This is a genomic window from Moorena sp. SIOASIH (genome assembly GCF_010671925.1).
GTDB lineage: Bacteria > Cyanobacteriota > Cyanobacteriia > Cyanobacteriales > Coleofasciculaceae > Moorena.
Genome location: NZ_JAAHIH010000007.1, coordinates 172,454 through 193,713 on the forward strand (window position 1 = coordinate 172,454; position 21,260 = coordinate 193,713).

At 44.8% G+C, this 21,260-nt stretch carries 16 protein-coding genes and 1 pseudogene; 8 read left to right on the forward strand and 9 right to left on the reverse strand.

All coding sequences use genetic code 11. The features are described from left to right. Nucleotides 1-27: 27 nt before the first annotated feature. The gene (locus tag F6J90_RS36890) at nucleotides 28-6,810 is read right to left on the reverse strand and encodes a translocation/assembly module TamB domain-containing protein (RefSeq protein WP_293105771.1); all 6,783 of its coding nucleotides are present in this window, start codon (nucleotides 6,808-6,810) and stop codon (nucleotides 28-30) included. Nucleotides 6,811-7,426: 616 nt separating this feature from the next. On the opposite strand from F6J90_RS36890, the gene F6J90_RS36895 reads away from it, so the two are divergent. Both F6J90_RS36895 and F6J90_RS36900 read left to right on the forward strand, forming a co-directional pair. Then, on the forward strand, nucleotides 7,427-8,074 hold the full coding sequence (locus F6J90_RS36895) for a DUF3318 domain-containing protein (RefSeq protein ID WP_071104436.1): 648 nt from the start codon (nucleotides 7,427-7,429) through the stop codon (nucleotides 8,072-8,074). 72 nt (nucleotides 8,075-8,146) lie between these two features. Further along, on the forward strand, nucleotides 8,147-8,335 hold the full coding sequence (locus F6J90_RS36900; RefSeq protein ID WP_293105776.1) for a hypothetical protein: 189 nt from the start codon (nucleotides 8,147-8,149) through the stop codon (nucleotides 8,333-8,335). A 37-nt stretch (nucleotides 8,336-8,372) separates the two neighbouring features. Here F6J90_RS36900 and F6J90_RS36905 read toward each other — a convergent pair whose 3' ends face one another. Further along, complete coding sequence (locus F6J90_RS36905; protein WP_293105778.1) at nucleotides 8,373-9,152, reverse strand: 7-carboxy-7-deazaguanine synthase QueE; 780 nt, start codon at nucleotides 9,150-9,152, stop codon at nucleotides 8,373-8,375. Nucleotides 9,153-9,267: 115 nt separating this feature from the next. On the opposite strand from F6J90_RS36905, the gene F6J90_RS36910 reads away from it, so the two are divergent. Together F6J90_RS36910 and F6J90_RS36915 are read left to right on the forward strand one after the other, a co-directional pair. After that, nucleotides 9,268-10,257, forward strand: a complete 990-nt coding sequence (locus F6J90_RS36910) for a sugar transferase (RefSeq protein ID WP_293106447.1) — start codon at nucleotides 9,268-9,270, stop codon at nucleotides 10,255-10,257. Nucleotides 10,258-10,623: 366 nt separating this feature from the next. Next, entirely contained in the window at nucleotides 10,624-11,118 is a 495-nt protein-coding gene (locus F6J90_RS36915; RefSeq protein ID WP_366513989.1) for an ATP-binding protein, read from the forward strand. Here the strand turns inward: F6J90_RS36915 and F6J90_RS36920 are convergent. The 4 genes from F6J90_RS36920 to F6J90_RS36935 form a co-directional block, all read right to left on the reverse strand. Then, a complete protein-coding gene (locus F6J90_RS36920; RefSeq protein WP_293105780.1) occupies nucleotides 11,115-12,002 on the reverse strand; it encodes a hypothetical protein in 888 nt (295 codons plus the stop codon). The genes F6J90_RS36915 and F6J90_RS36920 overlap by 4 nt on opposite strands. A 467-nt stretch (nucleotides 12,003-12,469) precedes the next feature. Beyond that, nucleotides 12,470-12,982 (reverse strand): hypothetical protein, encoded by a 513-nt coding sequence (locus F6J90_RS36925; protein WP_293105783.1) that lies wholly within the window; start codon nucleotides 12,980-12,982, stop codon nucleotides 12,470-12,472. A gap of 227 nt (nucleotides 12,983-13,209) precedes the next feature. Continuing rightward, nucleotides 13,210-13,404, reverse strand: a complete 195-nt coding sequence (locus F6J90_RS36930) for a hypothetical protein (RefSeq protein ID WP_293105786.1) — start codon at nucleotides 13,402-13,404, stop codon at nucleotides 13,210-13,212. Nucleotides 13,405-13,593: 189 nt separating this feature from the next. Next, entirely contained in the window at nucleotides 13,594-13,725 is a 132-nt protein-coding gene (locus tag F6J90_RS36935) for a hypothetical protein (RefSeq protein ID WP_293105789.1), read from the reverse strand. Between the two features lie 588 nt (nucleotides 13,726-14,313). Between F6J90_RS36935 and F6J90_RS36940 the strand changes: the two genes are divergently transcribed. Continuing rightward, nucleotides 14,314-15,570: a glycosyltransferase family 4 protein gene (locus tag F6J90_RS36940; protein ID WP_293105792.1), complete on the forward strand. Its 1,257-nt coding sequence runs from the start codon at nucleotides 14,314-14,316 to the stop codon at nucleotides 15,568-15,570. A gap of 151 nt (nucleotides 15,571-15,721) precedes the next feature. Further along, nucleotides 15,722-15,937 carry a hypothetical protein gene (locus F6J90_RS36945; RefSeq protein ID WP_293105795.1) on the forward strand — a complete coding sequence of 72 codons (216 nt, stop codon included), beginning with the start codon at nucleotides 15,722-15,724 and terminating at the stop codon, nucleotides 15,935-15,937. Here the strand turns inward: F6J90_RS36945 and F6J90_RS36950 are convergent. Next, nucleotides 15,847-16,368: a late competence development ComFB family protein gene (locus tag F6J90_RS36950; protein ID WP_293105798.1), complete on the reverse strand. Its 522-nt coding sequence runs from the start codon at nucleotides 16,366-16,368 to the stop codon at nucleotides 15,847-15,849. The two genes, F6J90_RS36945 and F6J90_RS36950, sit on opposite strands and share 91 nt — an antisense overlap. A gap of 496 nt (nucleotides 16,369-16,864) precedes the next feature. On the opposite strand from F6J90_RS36950, the pseudogene F6J90_RS36955 reads away from it, so the two are divergent. Further along, nucleotides 16,865-17,526, forward strand: a pseudogene (locus F6J90_RS36955) (Uma2 family endonuclease). 166 nt (nucleotides 17,527-17,692) lie between these two features. Here the strand turns inward: F6J90_RS36955 and F6J90_RS36960 are convergent. Further along, nucleotides 17,693-17,950, reverse strand: a complete 258-nt coding sequence (locus F6J90_RS36960) for an isopentenyl pyrophosphate isomerase (protein WP_293105801.1) — start codon at nucleotides 17,948-17,950, stop codon at nucleotides 17,693-17,695. A 29-nt stretch (nucleotides 17,951-17,979) separates the two neighbouring features. Here F6J90_RS36960 and F6J90_RS36965 point away from each other — a divergent pair, with 29 nt between their 5' ends. Further along, entirely contained in the window at nucleotides 17,980-19,680 is a 1,701-nt protein-coding gene (locus tag F6J90_RS36965) for a GMC family oxidoreductase N-terminal domain-containing protein (RefSeq protein WP_293105804.1), read from the forward strand. A gap of 116 nt (nucleotides 19,681-19,796) precedes the next feature. Here F6J90_RS36965 and F6J90_RS36970 read toward each other — a convergent pair whose 3' ends face one another. Continuing rightward, the gene (locus tag F6J90_RS36970) at nucleotides 19,797-20,711 is read right to left on the reverse strand and encodes a CHAT domain-containing protein (protein WP_293105807.1); all 915 of its coding nucleotides are present in this window, start codon (nucleotides 20,709-20,711) and stop codon (nucleotides 19,797-19,799) included. Between the last annotated feature and the right edge of the window lie 549 nt (nucleotides 20,712-21,260).

Genomic DNA, 21,260 nt, shown 5'->3' on the forward strand with positions numbered 1-21,260 from the left:
CAATTCTCAATTCTCAATTCTAGCTAATCAAAATTGCCATTTATATCTAACTTGTACCTCATTAAACACGTAGTCGTAGCTCAATTCAACTGAATAGGTTTCGCCCAAATCATAAACGGCATCGAAGGTTGGGTAAACCTGTAAATCAGCTAATCCGATTGATTTACCGACATTACTGACTTTTTCTTCAACGGTAAAGAAAATATCTTTGATAATTGGTCGAACAACATACTGAGTAATCACTAACTCAGCTATTTCTCGTTCGTTGCTGTTAGCGATAGTCTCAACTTGGTTAACAAAACTGTTACCCAGCAGAGCGATAATTCCACTTTCAGTCCGGGGAGGAGTACTGGTTAAGGTTACAATGGGAGAAAATAGAAACGCTTTGTCTTCACTATTAGCTATAGCTTCGCCATAAACACACTCAGCAAGCTGTTGGAATTGTTTCCGAGACAAGATGGTGGTTTTTGAAGCAAGTTTAGCTAGTCCACTATCTTGTCCACTACTGGTAATTTGCTGATCAGCACAATAATCTTTCTCTCCTCCTAGGGCAAGGATTTGACTAGTTTGACCTTTGATGGCGAGGGTTACCTTCACTTGGTCTGGTCGAGAAGACCGCAAGACATTCTCAAGGATTTCGTTATCAATCCGTCTTTGACGTAAGGCACCAGAAGGCTCAAACCCTATGGTGGTAAACTTAAGATCTAAATTGGGATTGAGTAATCCCTGTTCTGGTACAAATACAATGGTGTTATTGTGCCGCCTGTCTGCAACAAATTCGGTTTCTAATACATCGACTTCCCCACGTCGTAGCTTAATTGTTCCCAATCCTGTTAAGTTTTGGAGATTGCCATTGATAGGACCATTGAGGGTTAAATCACCAGCTAGTCTAAAATCATATAGGGGAAACTGTTGCACTCTTAACTCATTTCCTAAATTTACCTGAAAGTTCTTTAACCTAGGCACAAATTGGTTATTTAGTCTACTACGTACTACTGAGGTAGTTTGATTAGAAGTATTTTTAACGGTTTTTTCTTGAGTTGCTTGAGTCTTGGTTTCCTGTATCTTCGGTATAAAGGCTTGGCCATTTTCTAAGTTAATGTTTCCTCCAAGAACTGGACGCAATGCTGAACCAGTAATCACGACATTACCGGCTACTCCCCCTTGATAGAGCCCTGCTAATTTTAGGTTATCTTGAGGAATTGTCAGGGTTAGGGGATTGGATGAGTTTATCTTATTTGAGGCTATCGGCAATTCCCCCGAAACAGAAAATCCAATCCCTGCTAGGTTACCCTCGATAGTTTTTTGACCTTCTCTATCTGGATAGTTTACTACTTCCAGGCGCTGCTGATCTAACTTAACCTTGCCTACAACATTGAGGGTGAAGTCATCTTCTAGGAGCTTAGTTTTGAAAGTGCCATTCTGGATATTAACCTCAGATGTTCCTGATAAATCTTTAATTTTGATACTATCTGCTAACTCCAAACGTCCACTAACATCCAGTTCTATATCAGCGGTTCTATCCTCTCCATTCACCCATGCCACTTGTTCTTGAGTCACTACACTCAGGAGTGCCATGGCTGGAGTTGCCAGCTTGAGGTTGATATCGATGCGATCGCTATCTGGTTTGGGGGGAAAGGGGACTTTACCAGAGACTTGTAGATAATCTGGTTTGTTGGTATCAAAGTCAAGACGAGAATCAACATAGTCGAAAGTCACCTCAATATCATCAAGGGAGGTATTATTGACGGAGCCATCTACAACAGCGACTTGCCCATTGGTGACTTGGGGATTGGTGAGACTACCCCCCAGCTGGCCTTTGGCATTTAAGTTACCTGCAATCTCAAAGGGAATAGTGACAAAATTGCTTGCTAAGTTGCTAACTGTCTCTAGAGATAAATTCTGGAGGAGGAAGTCTCCTGAGTTGCTTTCTTGGGCAAGCTGTCCTTGAAATGCTAAGACTGTTTCACCCAATTCCATTCGGGCTGGCTGGACAGTAATCACACCTTGGTCGTAACTTCCTTTAGCAACTAATTGGTTGACCACAATAACTTGATTGGGAGAATTAGCATACCACTGCCAGTTGTTGCCCTCGACATTAAAATTTACTTTAGGATTAGTCAAGATACCAGCAACAGCAATTTCCCCAGTATACTTACCTCGAATATCTAAATTAGTCAGGAGTGTAGTAGGCTCGAAGGGGTTAGGGACAGAGTCGTCTTGGGCATTAATTTTGGCAAACCGTCGTAGGAGAGTAGCTAGGGAGCCTGCTGGTATAGTAGGGAATGGTCGTAATTGGTCAGCGTTGCCAGATTTCTTGTTACCAATTTTATTACTAGAGGAATTAGTAGTAGAGGAATTAGTAGTTTGGAATCCTTGGACGATGTCGATAATATCAACACCTTTGACAATAGTCAGGAGGTCTTCAATATAAGCTTCTGGAATAGTAAGCTTGCCATTTATTTGTTGAGACTTAAGATTAAATCGACCATTTTTGAATAAATATCGACTGTTGCCTAAGATTAAAGCAGCTGATGCGATCTGGGCAATATGATCTTGATAGGAGAAGTTAGCACTAACTTGTTTAGCTTTGATTTCTCCTAGAGCAAGTTGCTTAATGTCGATAGTATTACGACCAGAGGTTTCTAGGGTGAAAAGATTAAGGTTTGCTTGCCCTGTCACCTCACCTTCCAATCTACCGGGAATACCGTACCTTAAACCAGGGGTGAGATTAAGGATAGCTAGGGAGAAATTCTTGATTTGAGCGGTTAAGCTATCTCCCCGGCGTACTCCTGTGAGCAGAATCGGGAATTGTGACCCTTGTCCCTGTTGGAGTGTAAAGGATGCAGGCAGGTAGGGAGCAAGACATTGGTCTCCTCTAGTACAGGGTTGGAGGCGAGTTGCGATCGCATCTTTCTTTCCTCGTAAATCCATCGCTAATTCTTGTCCTGGCGCAACGGTTGCTGGCCCAGCTAACACTGGCTCAAAGGTTAAGTCGTTAACCTTCAAATTCGATAGCTGTAGATTCCCGGTCAGATTCAAATTCCCAGGTAGGAAAGGGGCTGAGAGTAAATTTTTCCCTTGGATGCGACCGTTCAAGTCAGCTTGACCCTTGACCTGAATTTGATACCCTGGGGAAATTTGCTCCAAAGGTAACCGACTCAATAGCAGGTTATAGGGTAATTTACTGAGATCAGAACCAACCTCTAGGTTTAGATCAGTTCCAATCTCCCATGGCATCTGACTAGGGTTGGTTTTGGTGAGATGGGACAGTAGGATTACTCCACTAGCATTAAAAGAGTGTTTTGACAACTCTAGCGATATGGTATTTGCTTTAATGGTAGCAATAGCACCAGGATTGAGCAGGGGATTAAGGTTTCCGGATAAATTCAGTTGACTGTTGACCGGTCCTAGCTCTAGTTTTTGGTTACCTAGCTCCGGTAATAACTGACTCACCAGCAAGGATGAATCAAGATTAGTGGTATTGATGGCAGCTTGCCATAGACCCTTGCTGAGGGTGCTATTTAGGTTAAGTTTGCCTTGGGCTAGTACTCCGTTGAGGTCTGCTTGTAGGTCAGTCTGATTCAGTAAAGTTGGGGGGTCTAGGGTGTTAAGTTGACTCTTTAACTTGACTTTACCCCCGATTTGGGTATCGATAGAGCTTGGAAAGTTAGCCAAGGCCATTTGAGATGCGATTTCCCCTACATCCAGGCTGTTTGCGATCGCATCCGCAGTCAGCACCCCAGAGGTTAACTGACCGATAGCATTAACATTACCACCACCTACACCTAAATTTCCATCAAAGCTAGCCTGAATTGCCTTGAGTAGGTCGAGGTTAAATGATGAGCCGAAAGCCAGTAGAGACTCTAGAGAACTAGAAAGCTTAGCGTTACCTGACTTGAGAGCTATCGGTAGGGTTAGATTAGGAATACTATTACTCAAGTTAATTTGACCAGCTAATGCATTAACATCCAGATTCCCTGAATTTAACTGGCCTTTGGCATTAACTTCACCATCAGCGACCCCCAAGTTTCCCTGAAAATTGGCATCGATAGTATTTAGGCTCTTCAAGTCCCCAGTCAAGCCAAAGGCGAGTAGAGATGCTATTTTTCCGGAAAGATTCAGCTGACCTGACTGTAGCGCTACTGGTATGGTCAAATCGGGCACTAGGGGATTGAGCTTAATTTGACCAGCTAATGCATTAACATCGAGATTCCCTGAATTTAATTGACCTGTAGCATTAACTTGACCATCAGCGACTCCTAAGTTTCCCTGAAAATTGGCGTTGATAGTATTGAGGCTGTTCAAGTCCTGATTCAAGCCAGAGGCGAGTAGGGATGCCAGGCTTCCGGAAAGATTCAGCTGACCTGACTGTAGCGCTACTGGTATGGTCAAATTAGGAACTAAGGGATTGAGCTTAATTTGACCCGCTAATGCATTAACATCGAGATTCCCTGAGTTTAGCTCACCTGTAGCCTTAACTTGACCATCAGCGACTCCTAAGTTTCCCTGAAAATTGGCGTTGATAGTATTGAGGCTGTTCAAGTCCCGATTCAAGGCAGAGGCGAGCAGAGATGCCAGTGTTACAGAAAGATTAAGCTGACCTGACTGTAGCGCTACTGGTATGGTCAACTTGGGAATTAGGGGATTGAGCTTAATTTGGCCAGCTAATGCATTGACATCCAGATTCCCTGAGTTTAGCTCACCTGTAGCATTCACCTTGCCCCCACCCACCCCGAGCAACCCATTAAAATTGCCATCGATAGTATTGATCAGGCTATTGAGGTTGGGAGTTGAGCTAGAGGATAGCAGAGACTCCAGGGAACCAGAAAGGTTGATTTTGCCAGAATCCAAACCAATCGGTAAACCCAACTTGGGCACTACCTTATTCAGTTTAATTTTAGAGGCTCTGGCCTCCAATTCCACCATGCCCCGATTTACCTGACCTGTAGCCTTCACCTTACCCCCTTCTACCCCCAGCTGCATATCTCCTGTTGCCTCAATAGATTTAGGAGAAAAGGATTTGAGACTACCAGAGAGGTTTATTTTTCCTTGGGTCAACTGTCCCGACAGGGGTAAGAAGGGGTCTAGAGGCACAGCGTTAGCCACTATAGCAGCTTCCCACTTACTAGTTTTCAGGTTTCCTGTACCCGTGGCAGTAATTGTCCCTTTACCGACCTTGACCTGGGTGTTACGTAGTAAAATATTCTGATTGAGCAACAGGAGTTCTCCAGCACCAGAAACCCCGATATTTTTTGAGGATGAAGTGGATACCGCTGGTGCTTGCCAAATCAGACTCCCTTGGGGGTTTTGAGTGTTTCCTCTAATGGTAGCTTGGGCGTCGAGGTTGCCCAGGGTAATCTGAGATAGCAGGTTATAGGGAGATGCTTTGGCGTAGCCGCTCCTACGGAGCATGGCATCCACCGGAAGGGCAGCGATAAAATCGAACGCTAGGGGCATTCCCTGCCCTTTAGTTCCCCCTTGCTGGTCACTAGCTAGTTTAACCTGACCATGCCCAGTAATTTTCCCACCAGCCTCAGGTTTTACTAAGAAATCCGTCAGGACCACTTGGGAAAAATTCCCAGCCACGTCAGCCCGAATCTGAGCCAACTTAACCTTGTCGATGGTGGTCACTTTAGTATTGCGTAGTTTGCCAGTCACATCTGGCTGGTCAATCGGACCGGTAATCGATAAGTCCGCTGCCATTTCCCCATCTACTGGCACTGGGGATTTCACCGGAACAGTTTTCAGCAGTTGCGCCAAGCTAAAGGGAGTGACCTCAACATTCAGGTCAAACCCTTTTGTCCAACCTACTTGACCAGATACCAACGCCTCAATTGCTCCATAACTTCCCTGAGTTTTTTCTAAGCGCACCCGGTCTCCCTGGAAGCGCAGTCTAGCGCTAGCCTTCACCGGTTCCTTCAACGGGTTGACTTGCACCTGAATCCCTTTCAAGTCAGCCTTACCCTTAACATCGGGGATTTCCTTAATCGAAGGCAGGGAAATAGCGAGTTTGGCATCTAATTCACCAGATTGGAGATTAGCTGGGATATTGGGAATAACCGCTTTGATTAACGGCATCAGCTCCGCCAATGCCAAGTTTTGGACATTGACCCTAGCTTGAGTTTGCCCAGTTGTCAGCAATGTCTTGCCCTTCAGTTTGGTCTTACCCTCAGCAATAGCAGTTGTGATACTATACTTGAGACGCTTATTCTTGTCCGATAAGCCAGCAGTAGCATCAAGTCTGACCTTGAATGGACTAGTATGACCATAGGGTAAGAGGGCAATTTTACCATTCCAAACCCGCACCTTAGCATCAAAATCAATCGGAGGAGAGAAGGAATTATCGAAATTCAAGTCTTTTAAGTTAATCCATTCCCCATTCGCCTCCTGTTGGGCATACACATCCACATTTACCAAGTTAATCGTGACAGGCAAAGGGCGTTTCAGAAGCAAAGGCAAGGGATTAAAGCCTACTTTGATCCTTTTGATAGCCACATGGTCAGGGTCAGTGGTTGTAGCTGGGATAGAGGATGGTCCCAACTCTAGGCTAGTCAGGTATAAGGCTTTCAGTTGTCCAACCCGTACATCTCGCTTGATGACCTTACTCAGTTCAGTTTCAATCCAGCCAGGTAAGTTTTGGTATAGCCACATCCTAACCCCAAAATATCCCACCAGACCAATGGTCAGGGAGATCATGGCAAAGGTAATAGTAGAGGGGCGTTTTCCCCATTTCAGTACAGTGGCTACAGCACTCCGGCTTTGATTTCCCTTTGGTAATGGGGGATGATTTTGGGAAGGCTTGGTCATATCCGAATATCAGGATGATTAGAGGATTTGCTGAAAATTATTCCAGATCAGCTGCAATATATTCCGGAAATTGACTGATACAGGGTAGCTAAAATTTTATAGGAATCTGAAGATAGGGTGATCGGCTAATAGAGATAATTTCTGATGGGTTAATCGGGTTTTTGAGCTGCTAGCCCTGAAACGCTACTATAAATTTAAATACACAAAGGCAAGACCATGCGATCGCGTTTAGTGCCCAGTAGTACCCTTAGGGATTAGGTAAGCTATCAGCTATCAGCTATCAGCTATCAGCTATCAGCTATCAGCTATCAGCTATCAGCTATCAGCTATCAGCTATCAGGTTATGCTTCACAGGCTAGAAGCCTGTGCCACACTACTTGAGGTGCTTATGCGCTACAGATGGTGCTACTTGGGTGCTTTTGAATAAAATAAGCTGACGGCTGACGGCTGACGGCTGACGGCTGACGGCATTAGTTTGGGGTACTACTGATGCTTGGCTTCCTGGAAGTTTAATGAATCGAGTACACAACATCTTAAACTTGGGTAAATCGAATCGGTCGATAGTGTCCGGTCAAACACATCTCAATTTGAAAAAGTTTTTTCTAGGAGGATATGAATGACATCCTATGCAGCCTCTTCTGCTAGAGCAGAAATGAGTGAACTCCGACGACTAAAAACCTTACTACCACCAGAGCTACAAAGCTGGGTGATGGTGGAAGGGTCCACAGAAGTCAATCCCCCCTTGGTTCGTTGTGAAGAACTGGGTTCAGACGAGGTGGAAATTCAAATTGACCTAACTAAATGGGAGCAGCTCGCCCTTGACCAGCGTAACCTCCTGTTTTGGCATGAAGTTGCCCGGATTCAAAATGACACAATTCCTAAAGAAGGGTGGGAAATGGCAGCCCTAGCCATTGGTTTAGGGGGTGCTGTCGGGGAACTCTGGGTACAAGATGGCTTACTGCTGCTGTTGGCATTAGCCCTGTGCGGAGTCTCAGGTTGGCGACTGTATCAAAAAAACAATGGGGAGAAAAACCTCAAATATGCCATCGAAGCAGACGAAAAAGCGATCGCACTTGCAACTCGCTTCGGCTATACCCTACCCAATGCCTACAAGAGTCTAGGCAGTGCCTTGAAAACCTTAATTGAAATCACCCCTAGTCGTCGTTTACGGCGCAGATACGAAGACCGGCTCTCTGCTCTCAAACGCAGTGCTGCTAAAGCCAAAGCCCAAGCCAAAGCCAAGCGAGAAGGCACAAGCATGTAGTGTGATGTCTAGGCAAGACTTAACTGTTGGTTGATTGTTAACTGTTGTTTGTTGATGGTTGATTGTTAACTGTTGTTTGTTGACTTTCAACCAAATAACCTTGGCCAAAAGGCCACGCTACGCGAACAACCAAATAACCTTGGCCAAAAGGCCACGCTACGCGAACAACCAAATAACCTTGGCCAAAAGGCCACGCTACGCGAACAACCAAATAACCTTGGCCAAAAGGCCACGCTACGCGAACAACCAAATAACCTTTAACCAAAGAATTTTCAACCAAATAACCTTCAACAAACCCCTAAAGCTGACCGATCATTTTATGGGTCTGAGGGAGCACCCGTACTTGCTGAAGAGAACGCTTCATTAAAGCCTGCCAAGCCAGAACCTGCTCCGGAGTAGGAGCAACTATTGGTTGCACAGACCCCTCCACCGGAGTCACTGGTTGCAGAAATACTGGAATTTCCGGGCTAAGGGCTGCTACCAAATCAGCAGATTGTTCTAACTCCGTGGGGTCAGTCTGGCAATCAATAATTAACTTGACAAATACCTCCACTGAGGAGTTGTGGCACAGCTTGAGAAATTCCCTGTGAGCAGCCCATCTGTTCTCTCCACTCACACTGGGCAACTTGATATCCATACCCACTGAGTCCAAATAGGGCAAAACCATTGCCATCTCTTCAGGACGATGACCGCCAGTTTCTAGGTAAATGGGCAATCCAGTTAACTGTCGTAGCTCAGGCAGAAATTCCACCAGAAACGGAGTATGAAGTAAAGGTTCACCCCCAGTGAGGCTAATACTATCGTGCAATCGATGTTGATTTTGTCTGTCAACCCATTTCAGTAGCGATCGCAAGGGGACTGGATTTGGATAAGTTTCAAAGTCACGCTTACCGGGAGTCTGTTCCACCTGGCATTGAGGAGGGACAGCCCAGGTATGGAAACTGTCACAGAAATGACATCTTAGATCACATAGGGCAAACCTGATAAAGATCTGACGAGTGCCAACATTTAGCCCTTCCCCTTGAATCGCAGAAAAAACTTCGATCAGGCGGGCAGTTGGTTGATTCCCACAGAGCATGTTCACATTTTCAAAGATTTCATGATATATGACTAAATTTTTGGCGAATCGTAACGTTCTAGGACAAAATAATGGTCAAGACTATAGGTTAGAATCTAGCGGTTTTTCTTCTATGATGGTTGATTCAGTCAAGAGCGACAATTTCCAGGTAATGTTCTCACAAGATACTCCCGTGGTGGAATTACCCACTCGTGTCAGTGTACTAGAAGCTGTGGAGTTTAAGCAACTATTCCAGCAGCTTCTCCAAAAAATACCTCTGCCTGAAACAATCATATTTGATTTTCACCAGACTAATTTTATCGATAGCAGTGGTATCGGTGCATTAGTGAGTAATCACAAAAGTGCCCTAGAGCAAGGGGTTAAAACGTTGCTTAAAAATGTCACTCCCCAAGTCATGTCTGTATTGGTCATGACAGGACTAGACCAAAGGTTAGCTATAGAACCATCAGATAATATTACCACACTAAGCACCAACAAATCAGTAAATCACTTACCAACAACCCATCCCTCCGTTAGATCTCCGGTGAAGCGATTAATCGATATTGTGGGTGCAATCGTGGGTTTGGGAATTACTGCTATTTTGTTTATTCCCATTGCCCTTGCGATTAAGCTAGATAGCCCTGGTCCGATTTTTTTTGGTCAAATCCGTTGTGGTTGGATGGGAAAGCGGTTTCGGATCTGGAAATTTCGCTCCATGTGTGCTAACGCTGAACAGCTAAAAGAGAAAGTTAACAATCAAGCCGATGGCAAAGTTTTTAAGAATGAGAATGACCCCAGAATCACCAGAGTGGGTCATTTTTTACGGAAAACCAGCTTGGATGAACTGCCTCAGTTCTGGAATGTTTTGAAAGGGGAGATGAGTTTAGTAGGTACAAGACCACCAACACTTAATGAAGTAGAAATCTATGAGGTGCCGGAGTGGCAACGTTTAAACGTAAAACCGGGTATCACTGGTGAGTGGCAGGTGAATGGACGCTCAAAAATCCGTAGTTTTGAGGATATCATTGAAATGGACTTAAAATACCAACATCACTGGAGCTTAGCCCATGATATCAGACTTATCTTCAAAACTATCCTGGTGGTGCTTCGTAAAGATGGAATGTAGTTGTATGGTTAGATGAGTTTGGGATAAGCACCTTCGCCCCTAGTGGCGAAGGTGATGGCAATTGATCAGATGCCAGCCTAGCTTACCTTAGAATCGAAAACTATTTTTTAAGAAACTATCACAATAGACCTCTTGCCAAAGAATTTTTCTGATGCTGTCTTTCTCAATTCTTGTCCGCTGATCCGAAGTTCCCTTGTCCGAAGTTCCCGACAACTGCCCCCAAGTCTAATGCCATAGACCGTGTAAACACCAGAATTTTTAAAAGTACCATCAAATTCGATCAATTTAGGCTAATATAGTGGTTCCCACTAGACCGATCTGCATCGACATGATCATCGTAACCTCCGTGTTGCAGAAGAGTCATTGTTGTTTTTATCTTACAAAATAGTGGTGCTTATTAATAAAACCTGGAAACTCAGTCGGTTAATGTGCAATGGCAAACCGCTTCGAGAATCTCGTCTAATGGTCCAAACAGACTTGAGTGAAGTCAAAGATGTATTACAGTGGTTTGAGGAATTCACTTCTGACCTACTGCCTCAGCAATTTTGGCAGCAGTGTCAAATTGCTTTGGTGGAAGGATTTACTAATGTAGTACGCCATGCTCATCGACATTTACCTCACACTACAGTAATAGAGCTGGAGTTAAAGTTATTTACTGATGGATTAGAAATGCGGCTTTGGGACTATGGACAGCCTTTTGATTTCCAATCCAAGCTGGAATCCCTCTACCAAGAGGACTATGACCCTTTAGAAAAAGAAGGAGGTAGAGGGTTGATGTTTATGAATCAGCTGACAGACGAAGTTTCCTACCAACGTCTGTCTGACCAACGTAATTGTCTACTAATGCGTAAATGGTGCTAGATTTCCGCTGCGGCGCGTTCAATTAAGCTACGCGCCAGACTTTGAATGCCAGTGTGTTCGTAATAGTTGGTGGACATATCTAGAAAAGCAGCGAGATAGTCTAACTTGTCATCAGAAAACTCAATAAAACTTTGCAAGTTATTAGCGATTTGTTCTGGGGTCACACCTCGGTCAGTAACGAAATCACTCATCCATCCCTTAACCGATTCAAAGCTTTGACCAATAAAGCTGAGCTTGCTCTGGGAATCATCCCCAGGAATCGCATCCTGGATCCCTTTGAAACTCCCACTGTCTTCCAACTCTTTCGGAGTTAGACCCTCTAGAGTTGACTGTACTCCCATGATAAAGTCAGGACCAAGGGGAATCAGACCATCAAAACAAACCAGTGCTGCCATACGCATTATAGATGCGCCACCATAGTCAGCTAAGGCAGCCACAAAGTCACCAATGCTATCTCCAGGCAGACCATTAATTTGGCAAAATCCGATCAATTCCCCTACTACTTTGATGGACAGATCAATGGTTTGAGCTTTGTCAGCTTTCGGAGTCAACCTGTTCAAGAAACCCAGCAAGGGAACTTTTTCACCAACCTTGTTCGCTAAAGCTGCTGCCCCCAACGCCGTACCAGTGCTATCTATAGTTTGGTAAATCCACAGCGCTCGTTGGTAGCCCTGGGAGCGGTCATTGAACAGATAGACCGCGCGATCGCCAATTTCCTGAATTACCTCTTCGTCTTCTTCACCAGTGATCCCACGAATGGTATTTTCAAATCCCACTAAATTTTCCCACTGTCCAGGCACAACAAAGTCTAGGGACTTCAGGGCCGATATGGTCAGGTTCTTCGTTGGCAGATCATCAACGATTTCATAAATTGCTTTGCTCACACTCAGACTCCTTTACAATCTGATACTTTTGAGTCATTAGTTTTTGGTCATTAGTCCTTGGTTATTAGTCCTGAGTGACCAAAACCGAGTCTGATCGTAGTTACTGTTGACTAATGACTGATGACTAATGACCTACTCACCCGTGATTTTTGTGATTTTTGTGATTGAGGATGGTTATTCCCATTCACCTTTTTCCTTGTAGCATTTTAGTAAGCATTCAGCGGTCAGCGGTCAGCGGTTAGCGGTCAGTGGTCAGTGGTCAGCCGTCAGCCGTCAGCCGTCAGCCGTTTGCCTTTGGCTGTTCCCGTAGCGTGGGCGTAGCCCATAAACTGTTCCCGTAGCGTGGGCGTAGCCCATAAGCTTAAAACTTATAGCTGATAGCTGATACGCGACACGCTGATAGCTGATAACTGATAGCTGATACGCGACACGCTGATAGCTGATAGCTGAATACTTACGCATTTTATTTACTTAAGTTGGGACAGACCACTGAGGTTAAATTTTGCTAACCAGGCTTTGCGATCGCTAGCGGTAAACGACGAATCTCGGGATTGGATTTTTACCTGGTAGCGCTTACCGACCAAAATAGCGGTTTGAGTTGAACCAATTTCCCGGGCTGGATAACCAGCAATGGTTTGACCACTTTGCTGATATTTGGCAGCAGTGGTAGGAGTGCTGCTGGTATCAGAAATTGAGAGAACTGCCACCTCAGTGCCATTTTTCTTCAACTTGGCTTGAGCAAAGCCTTTTTTCTCCTGGGTATAGACTCGTTGATAACCGCCCCCTGATGGTGGGAAAAACTTGTTGAATTGAGACCCTTGAGTGGCATTCTTGGCAACAGCCTGACCACTTCTAGCCTGGCTGCTGGCCTGTTGTGCCTGGTCAAAACGAGAGGGGGCTTTTTGAGCGCAGGATGTTACCAGCAATAATATGCTGAGTAACATGGTCGCTAAAATTGTCTTTACACGAGACATGGTCATCGTTTTCTCCTTGAATGATGTATGCTGCTTACTTAGCGAGACTATCTAGGGGAAACCTTACCAGAGCTATCTACAGGTGCGACCCGTGGCGAATTTAATTCTTAATGGGGAAAGCGCACCTAACAAAGATTTCCCAAGTGCCCCATGGCTTCGTCAAATACGTGACCAGTAACAATATCCCACTCTCGGCCTAAAACCACTACCCCCTTCTAGTGTTGAGCAACTGGTCACAACATTCTGCCAAGGTGTACTCGCTGCTTTGTAGACGAAGTCCAAAGCTGAAACACCTGCCAAAGCCATCCTAGAAAATTGTAGTCAATACTTTGCAAAATGGGGAATAGGGAATAGGGAGTAGGGAGTAGGGAGTAGGGAGTAGGGAATAGGGAGCAGGCAACAGGCAACAGGCAACAGGCAACAGGCAACAGGGAATAGGCAACAGGCAACAGGCAACAGGCAACAGGCAACAGGCAACAGGGAATAGTTAAAAAATTCTGTGTACCCCACCATAGCTATGAAAAACGCTATACAATTCTTCGACGCAGCTTGGAAAGGAGATTACTTATTTTTTGTAAATCTACTTTGTCGATTGCATAATGACTTTTAATAAACATTTATATCATGTCGGGATAATTACCCTTAATAAAAATCTCCCCATCTCCCCATCTCCCCATCTCCCCATCTCCCCATCTCCCCATCTCCCCACCTCCCCATCTCCCCATCTCCCCATCTCCCCATCTCCCCACCCTCCCTCTAATTATGGGTATTCAACCTGACTTGATATTACTTCCTTTGCCATCCGTAAAAATTCTGAAATAAAAAAAATTATTTCTTGAAATTAAATTGCGGGATTGCACCCATGAAAAATATTTTAGTTTTCGATATAAATAGAATTATTGGTAAATAAAATTATCATTTGATTTCACAAACTAGTCGTCATAGCTCGGTAATCAGACGCTCATTACCAATTACTAATTACCAATTACCAATTACCAATTACTAATTACCAAAAGGGAGGATTTATTAGTTGCAGCCATAATCAGAATTGGCATAAAGATTCTTGCTGTAGCTCTTAAATAGGCTTTAGTAATGCACAATTATGATATTTTGGTCAAGGGGGTTTATGTTAAATTTTGTTACAAAAACTGTCATTCAGGCGTAAAATATGGAATTGAAGCCGAATAAATAGTTATAGGCTTAAAATCCCTGATTGGGCATTTTGCACCACCAACCTGACTTAACAATGGTCCTGAGTTCTCAGTGCTAAAGCCAATAAATCATCAATACACAAATTTGGTGAGTCTACACCCGGCTGGCAACATCTACTAGAGATTATGCGAATCCTAATATATTCTTACAACTATCATCCAGAGCCAATTGGGATTGCCCCATTGATGACTGAACTAGCAGAAGGGTTGGTCAAAAGAGGCCATGATGTTCGGGTCATTACTGCCATGCCCAACTATCCTCAACGCCAAATTTATGAGGGATATCGAGGGAAATTGTATCTTACCGAACACATCAACGGTGTGATTGTAGATCGCTGTTATGTGCGGATTCGCCCGAAACCCAATTTGATCGACCGATTATTGCTAGAGGCCAGCTTTGTTGCTACCAGCTTCCTCAAGGCTCTGAGTTCTCCTCGCCCTGATATCATTATTTTAACTAGTCCACCACTGCTAGTTTCCCTACCAGCGGCGGTTTTGGGGTGGATACACCGAACGCCAGTAATTCTAAATCTCCAAGACATTTTGCCAGAAGCTGCGATTAAAGTAGGCTTACTGAGCAACCAAGCTCTAATCCGTGCATTAGAGGTTGTAGAAAGGTTTGCTTACCGCACAGTCACCAAAATCAGTGTTATTGCTGATGGCTTTGCCGATAACCTGCGCAGCAAGGGTGTGCCAAGCTCTAAAATTGTGAAGATTCCCAATTGGGTTGATGTTAACTTCATCCGTCCTTTACCAAAAGAAAACAACTCCTTTCGCACTGCCCATAACCTTAATGGTAAGTTCGTTATACTCTACTCCGGTAATATTGCCCTCACTCAAGGTTTAGAAACTCTGATTAAGGCAGCATCTAGGGTGCGTCACGTTCGAGATATTGTGATTGTAATCGTCGGAGAACAGAAAGCCTTAGGCCGACTAAAGCAGTGCTGTAAGACCTGGGAAGCCAATAATGTTAAGCTGCTGCCATTTCAACCTCGGGAAAAACTACCGGAAATGCTAGCAGCAGCGGATGTGGGATTGGTCATACAAAAGCAAAATGTAATTTCTTTCAATATGCCCTCTAAAATCCAAGTATTGCTAGCTAGTGGTCGCCCCATCCTAGCTTCTGTTCCTGCTAATGGTACCGCTGCCAGAGCTGTCAAAAAAAGTGGCGGTGGCATCGTTGTTCCCCCAGAGGATCCAGAAACTCTAGCAGCAACAATCTTAGAGTTGTATAACGATCCCGCAACAGTTACATTACTGGGCAACAGAAGTAGACAACATGCTCTTCAGCATTATTCCTTTGATCAAGCTCTCAACCGTTACGAAGAACTCTTTTCTGACATTCAAAATAAGCGGTTACTGGCAGCGGTTCAGAAGTCTTGATGAATCCTTTTTACTGATAAGGGAGTAGGGAGTAGGCAAGAGGCAAGAGGCAAGAGGCAAGAGGCAAAAGGCAAGCTAGCAAGAAGGAAAAAATCCTGTGTACCTCATCAGAGGTACACAGGTTCTGGATGTTAGGGAATAAGGAATAGCGATGCAGCGCTACTCCCGACTCCCGACTCCCGACTCCCGACTCCCGACTCCCGACTCCCGACTCCCGACTCCCAACTCCCGACTCCCGACTCCCGACTCCCTAAAACCAGGTTTTCTGCTCAGAAATTACCACCGACCATACCTATCCATACCCCAAGCGGCTCCAGATTTTACTGGTATTTTATGCTGTGCGACTTGTACAAAAAACTGCTCATGATGCTTCCAGCTAATCTCTCCATGCCACGCTTTAATTAGAGCTTGCTCAACAACCCGAGGAAGTTCCCACCATGATAGGTTTTCCTGTAATAGCAATTTTTTAAGCCGCTTTAGGGCTTGCTGAGATGCTGCATCTTTAGAATCAAATAAAGGAGTTGCTAGTCGAATGGGATCCTTTTGGACAGCACTGATTGACCGACTCACCACTGTACTAATTTGCTTAGCTAACTCCTCCATTCCTCGTTGCTTTTGGTACTTCCAACCTTTTTCACTAGACGCATACAAGGGTGGGAGGCGATTGAGAGCATAGGTCGCTACTTCGATCGGATTAATACTTTTAGCTATCTCGGGCGAAAGTTGCTCTAGTCGTCGCTCGATTTCTTCTTCAACGAGGATTTCCATAACATTTTGATAGGCTTGAGTTCTTTGCATTGACCCTGACTTCATGACGATAACTCAATTAATAGTTTTTATTATCATGATTCTCCAATGCTTAGGTTGATAAACAGGTTGATTTTGTGTATACGTTCTGTTTGTTTGACTAATTTGAGTTAAAGTTATGGTAAAGATTTAGACTAATTTATCTTTGTGATGTTATTTAGCAAAGGGAACAGGGAACAGGGAGTAGGGAGTAGGGAGTAGGGAGTAGGGAGTAGGGGTAACTATGTGGAATGCACCTCATAAGTATGGAAAAGGCTATATCATAGTTATCAATTGCTGGAAATTACGGCTAAAGATCAATTTCATCTGGTTATCTCCCCATCTCCCCATCTCCCCATACTTACCACACTTACCACACTTACCACACTTACCATACTTAACTCTCTTTCCCTGCTCCCTGCTCCCTGCTCCCTGCTCCCTGCTCTCTGCTCCCTGTTCCCTAACATCCCCCGACGCAGTACCTAACCCAATTACTGCTATAAAAACTATGACTCGAAATGCGATCGCGAAGCGTGGCCTACGGCCAATCGCACTCAACCCAACAATTCCTTCTCTGGAAAACGGTGACAGGCTGACTCAGGCTGAGTTTGAGCGTCGCTATGATGCCATGGCCAATGTCAAAAAAGCTGAACTGATTGAAGGAATCGTTTATATGGCATCTCCCTTACGATTCAAAAGACATGCGGAACCCCATAGTTCGATTATGGGCTGGCTGTTTCTCTACAAAGCTTCTACACCACAGTCCGACTTGATCCTGACAATCAACCCCAACCCGATGCACTGCTTAGACTTGAAATTGGAGGACGCTCAACAGTTAGTGATGATGATTATGTCGAAGGTGCCCCAGAATTAATTGTAGAAATTGCGGCTAGTAGTGTTTCCATTGATTTACATGATAAAGCAAAGGTTTATCGTCGCAATCAAGTTCAAGAGTATATTGTTTGGCGGGTTGAAGAGGTAGAAGGTCAGTATAGTCAGCTTAAGCCTAATCAAGTAGGTATTATAAAAAGTGAGGTTTTTCCAGGGTTGTGGTTGGATAAAGAGGCGTTACTAACTGGTAATTTATCCAGAGTGATCGCAATCCTTAACCAGGGATTGGCAACAGCAGAGCATCGGGAGTTTGTTGAAGGTTGGTTTGTGGAAGGTTGAAGGTTGATTTGTGGAAGGTTGAAGGTTGGGTTGTGGAAGGTTGAAGGTTGGGTGGTTGAAGGGTTAAGGTTGGGTTGTTGAAGGGTTAAGGTTGGGTTGTTGAAGGTTGAAAGTTGGGTGGTTGAAGGTTGGGTGCTTGAAGGGTTAAGGTTGGGTGGTTGAAGGGTTAAGGTTTAAGGTTATACCAATTCTTAGCACTCACACGGCTACCCATCTCCCCATCTCCCCATCTCCCCATCTCCCCATCTCCCCACACTTCCCACACTTCCCATCTCCCCATTCCCATCTCCCCATCTCCCCATCTCCCCATCTCCCCATCTCCCCATCTCCCCATCTCCCCATCTCCCCATCTTCCCACACTCCCCCCTCTCTTTCCCTGTTCCCTGTTCCCTGTTCCCTGTTCCCTGTTCCCTATTTGATACAATAAAATAATTTGCTTAAAAAACCATTGCGATGATGTACGATACGATCGTGGTTGGCTCTGGTAATGGAGCCTGTGGGTTTCTGAGCTATTACCTAGAAGCTGGTAATGACAGGTCTATCCGGGAGCGGGTGTTAGTGCTGGAGGAGGGGGATGATTTCTTTACTACTAGCGACATTACCCACCAGAACAACTGGACTAAGTCCTACGCGGAGGAAAAGGTATTCAAGCTGCACAATGCCCTGACCCCCAAGGGTATTCCGATTATATCGGGGCGAGCCTGTACTATGGGTGGTGGCGGCTCGATTAACTATACCATGATGCATGAGTCGTCGGAGTGGCTGGCGACACATATTGGTCAAACGGCAGCCTATTGGGACAGCCTGAAGGCAGAGTTGAATCAGAAGTTTGCTAGACCAAACCCGGCAACGGATCCGTCACCTGTGACTAAACAAGTACTCCAGGCGGCTGAGAAGGTTGGTTTTGTAGTGAGCACAGACGCTATCGACAATATTCCTAATTTGGAGGTCACCGATACCGGCCTGTTGCACCTTTTTCCAACCCAGTTCAATTCATTTGGGCAGCGAACCCACAGCGGAGTATCCATTGTCGATTGGTTTGGCCAGGGAGTGGAGATCAAGACTAAGTGTAGGGTTGAGAGACTTGAGTTTTCTAAGGAGCAAGGGCAAAAACCACGGTGCGTGGGGGTGCATGTTAAGTACCTGGACACCGGGATGACGGAGCGCTTGTCTCTGAATAGGGATGGTGGAAAGGTGATTATGTGCGCAGGGGGTGCGACGCCACGGCTGCTCTGGTCTCACCGCGAGGAATTGGAAAACAATGAGATCGGGCAGCATGTGAATGACCATATTGTCATGCCCCTGGGTCTCTACGTGGTGGACAAGAGCATTGATGTTACCCCTCGGGATGTGTACATCCCTGTGTTTGGGACAACGGTATGGCAACCAGAACCAGAACAACCGGGACAGGAAACGGTTTGCTGCTTCGATTTCTTTTCCGGTAATTTTGAGAGGCTGTGGTTTATGATTGCCCACCTTTATCTGGCATTTCTGTTCCCAAACTGGCTCAAGAAGTTCGTGATCAGGTTACCTTGGTTGTTTAATATCATCAAGAATGTGATCAGGGTGTTTCTTCAGGCAGTCAATTTGATCATTAATCTGTTATGGGGACTTTATAACTTACTTCAAGGCAAACCATGGCATGATGACCCAAGCTTGATTACTGCGGCGATTAAGTTTAATGCTGCTAAAGAGGGTTGCTATTCAAGGGACGACTCTCGGATTGAATTAGATTTCTTTGGAGAAGAGGAACAATCCCATTTCAATCAGGATAAAGTGGTAGCTAACAGTGAGATTGCCAAGCACATGGCACTGTTGAATGGCTTGGGAGAACAGCCACATTGGTTAGTTAAGTGGTTCTTGCGACTGGTAACTAAAATGCCCTACCAGGAGAACCAGATTGAGGAGTATGTTGATGTTTACAGTCGCAGGTTTTTACTATCGGAGCAGCACTTGTCCGGGGGATGCCTATTCGGTAAGGCGATTGATAAAGGACTCGACAATGCAATAGATACTGGGAAAGTATACGGCTCAGCTAATGTCTATGTGGCTGACCTTTCTGCTGTGCCGTTACCCCGGATTAGTACGCAGATGACTGCTTATCTGATTGGTTTTCATGTGGCGAAGAGGTTATGTGTGGGGAATGGGGAATAGGCAATAGGGAACAGGGAACAGGGAACAGGGAACAGGGAACAGGCAAGAGGCAAAAGGCAAGAGGGATAAGATTTGATATCATTTCCGGATAATTAGTGATAAAAAACCATCTCCGATTAAACCTTACTCCTAAACCTTACTCCTTTACTTCTGCCTTCTGCCTTCTGCCTTCGATTTCCCGTTTCCCCGACATTAATCACCCAGTTGTTCATTGAGATTGCCTTCCTGCACCCTACTTGATTACAGCGCTTGCCAAAAAAGCCATGTCCATCAAAATGCAGAACCTGAGGCACTGCTGAGGTTTGGCGCTCTGACAACCGCCTGCGGAGTGCTTTTAATGTAGCAGATTCTAAAATTTCCAGTTGGATTTTCCCTTGTTCCTGAGCCTGTTGCAATCCGTTTGCGATCGCATCTCCTTCAACAGCAGGTAACGATTTCAGTCCGATTCTCTCATCCCCTGCCCCAGAGGAAATCAACAGGACATTGAGCCGTTCAACTCCAGGTAAATTAGGACGAGGACTAGGATAAGCAATATAGCGCGAGAAGGTCACCCCTTGGTGGGCTAGAAACCCATACTGGTTATGGAGTAATTCCCAAGGATAATCAGTAATGCGGACAGGTTTGGGGTCTTCTGCTGGAAACCGCAACCGAATATGTAAGAAAATGCGATCGCGTTTAGCCTCTGCTACTGCTGCCTCTATTACCAGCTGAATGTCTTTACCTAATAGTTGATAGAGCTTACGCCCAATCGTAGCCAAGTATTCAGGCTCAAAAGCATTCTGCTCCGGTAGTAGCAGTTGCTCACGTACCATCCAAGCCTGCTCATCTTCCGAAAAGTTATCCTCTTTGAAGTGAGTTGACTCTAATATCTTAACTACCGTGAAACGTCTATCCTGGACATCGGGAGTCTCACTGTCGAGAAAAGGCAGACCAGCTTCGTGATGGACTTCTCCTAATGAACCCTCCACGCTCACTTTGAAGCAATCTTGCTTGCCTTTAATGGGATAAAATCGCAGTTCCAGCAGTGTCATTCCAAAATTTTGACTTTATAATTTTATGGCGAAAATTAACTCTAGTTGGGATACCATCTGATTTTATTTGGTATCGCCAGTATATCACGCTTAACTTAACATTTTTACTGCTAATTATAGGGTTTATATTTGAGTTGTGAACATACTCCATTATGCAAGAGGCAAGAGTCAAGAGGCATGCATGCTAGAGGGTAAAGATATCCTGATTTTTATTTTCCAAGACAAAAAAAACTCCTAATTTTACATCTCATTTATAAAATATATATATTGTTTGATACAGACCGATAAAGCACAGGGTAAGCATTCAGCCGTGAGCTTTTCGCTCACGCTACGCGAACAGCCGTTGGCCGTTGGCCACGCTACGCGAACAGCTTGAAATAAACCTAGAACGAGAGAATTTAATAGTTCCAGATTAATGAGAATTGTTTGTCTGGGGAAAAGTCCTTGGCCGTTGGCCACGCTACGCAAACAGCGTGGCACAGACTTCGAGGCTGGGATGCATTAGCTGATAGCTGATAGCTGATAGCACAGGAAAATAAAAACGAGGAA

What these genes read in the sequence shown, in the direction of transcription:
- F6J90_RS36970 (WP_293105807.1), bottom strand. Translation starts at nt 20,711, where the DNA reads ATGACACTGCTGGAACTGCGATTTTATCCCATTAAAGGCAAGCAAGAT.
- F6J90_RS36925 (WP_293105783.1), bottom strand. Translation starts at nt 12,982, where the DNA reads ATGACCATGTCTCGTGTAAAGACAATTTTAGCGACCATGTTACTCAGC.
- F6J90_RS36965 (WP_293105804.1), top strand. Translation starts at nt 17,980, where the DNA reads ATGATGTACGATACGATCGTGGTTGGCTCTGGTAATGGAGCCTGTGGG.
- F6J90_RS36945 (WP_293105795.1), top strand. Translation starts at nt 15,722, where the DNA reads ATGCAGCGCTACTCCCGACTCCCGACTCCCGACTCCCGACTCCCGACT.
- F6J90_RS36910 (WP_293106447.1), top strand. Translation starts at nt 9,268, where the DNA reads ATGGTTGATTCAGTCAAGAGCGACAATTTCCAGGTAATGTTCTCACAA.
- F6J90_RS36905 (WP_293105778.1), bottom strand. Translation starts at nt 9,152, where the DNA reads ATGCTCTGTGGGAATCAACCAACTGCCCGCCTGATCGAAGTTTTTTCT.
- F6J90_RS36940 (WP_293105792.1), top strand. Translation starts at nt 14,314, where the DNA reads ATGCGAATCCTAATATATTCTTACAACTATCATCCAGAGCCAATTGGG.
- F6J90_RS36890 (WP_293105771.1), bottom strand. Translation starts at nt 6,810, where the DNA reads ATGACCAAGCCTTCCCAAAATCATCCCCCATTACCAAAGGGAAATCAA.
- F6J90_RS36950 (WP_293105798.1), bottom strand. Translation starts at nt 16,368, where the DNA reads ATGCAAAGAACTCAAGCCTATCAAAATGTTATGGAAATCCTCGTTGAA.
- F6J90_RS36895 (WP_071104436.1), top strand. Translation starts at nt 7,427, where the DNA reads ATGACATCCTATGCAGCCTCTTCTGCTAGAGCAGAAATGAGTGAACTC.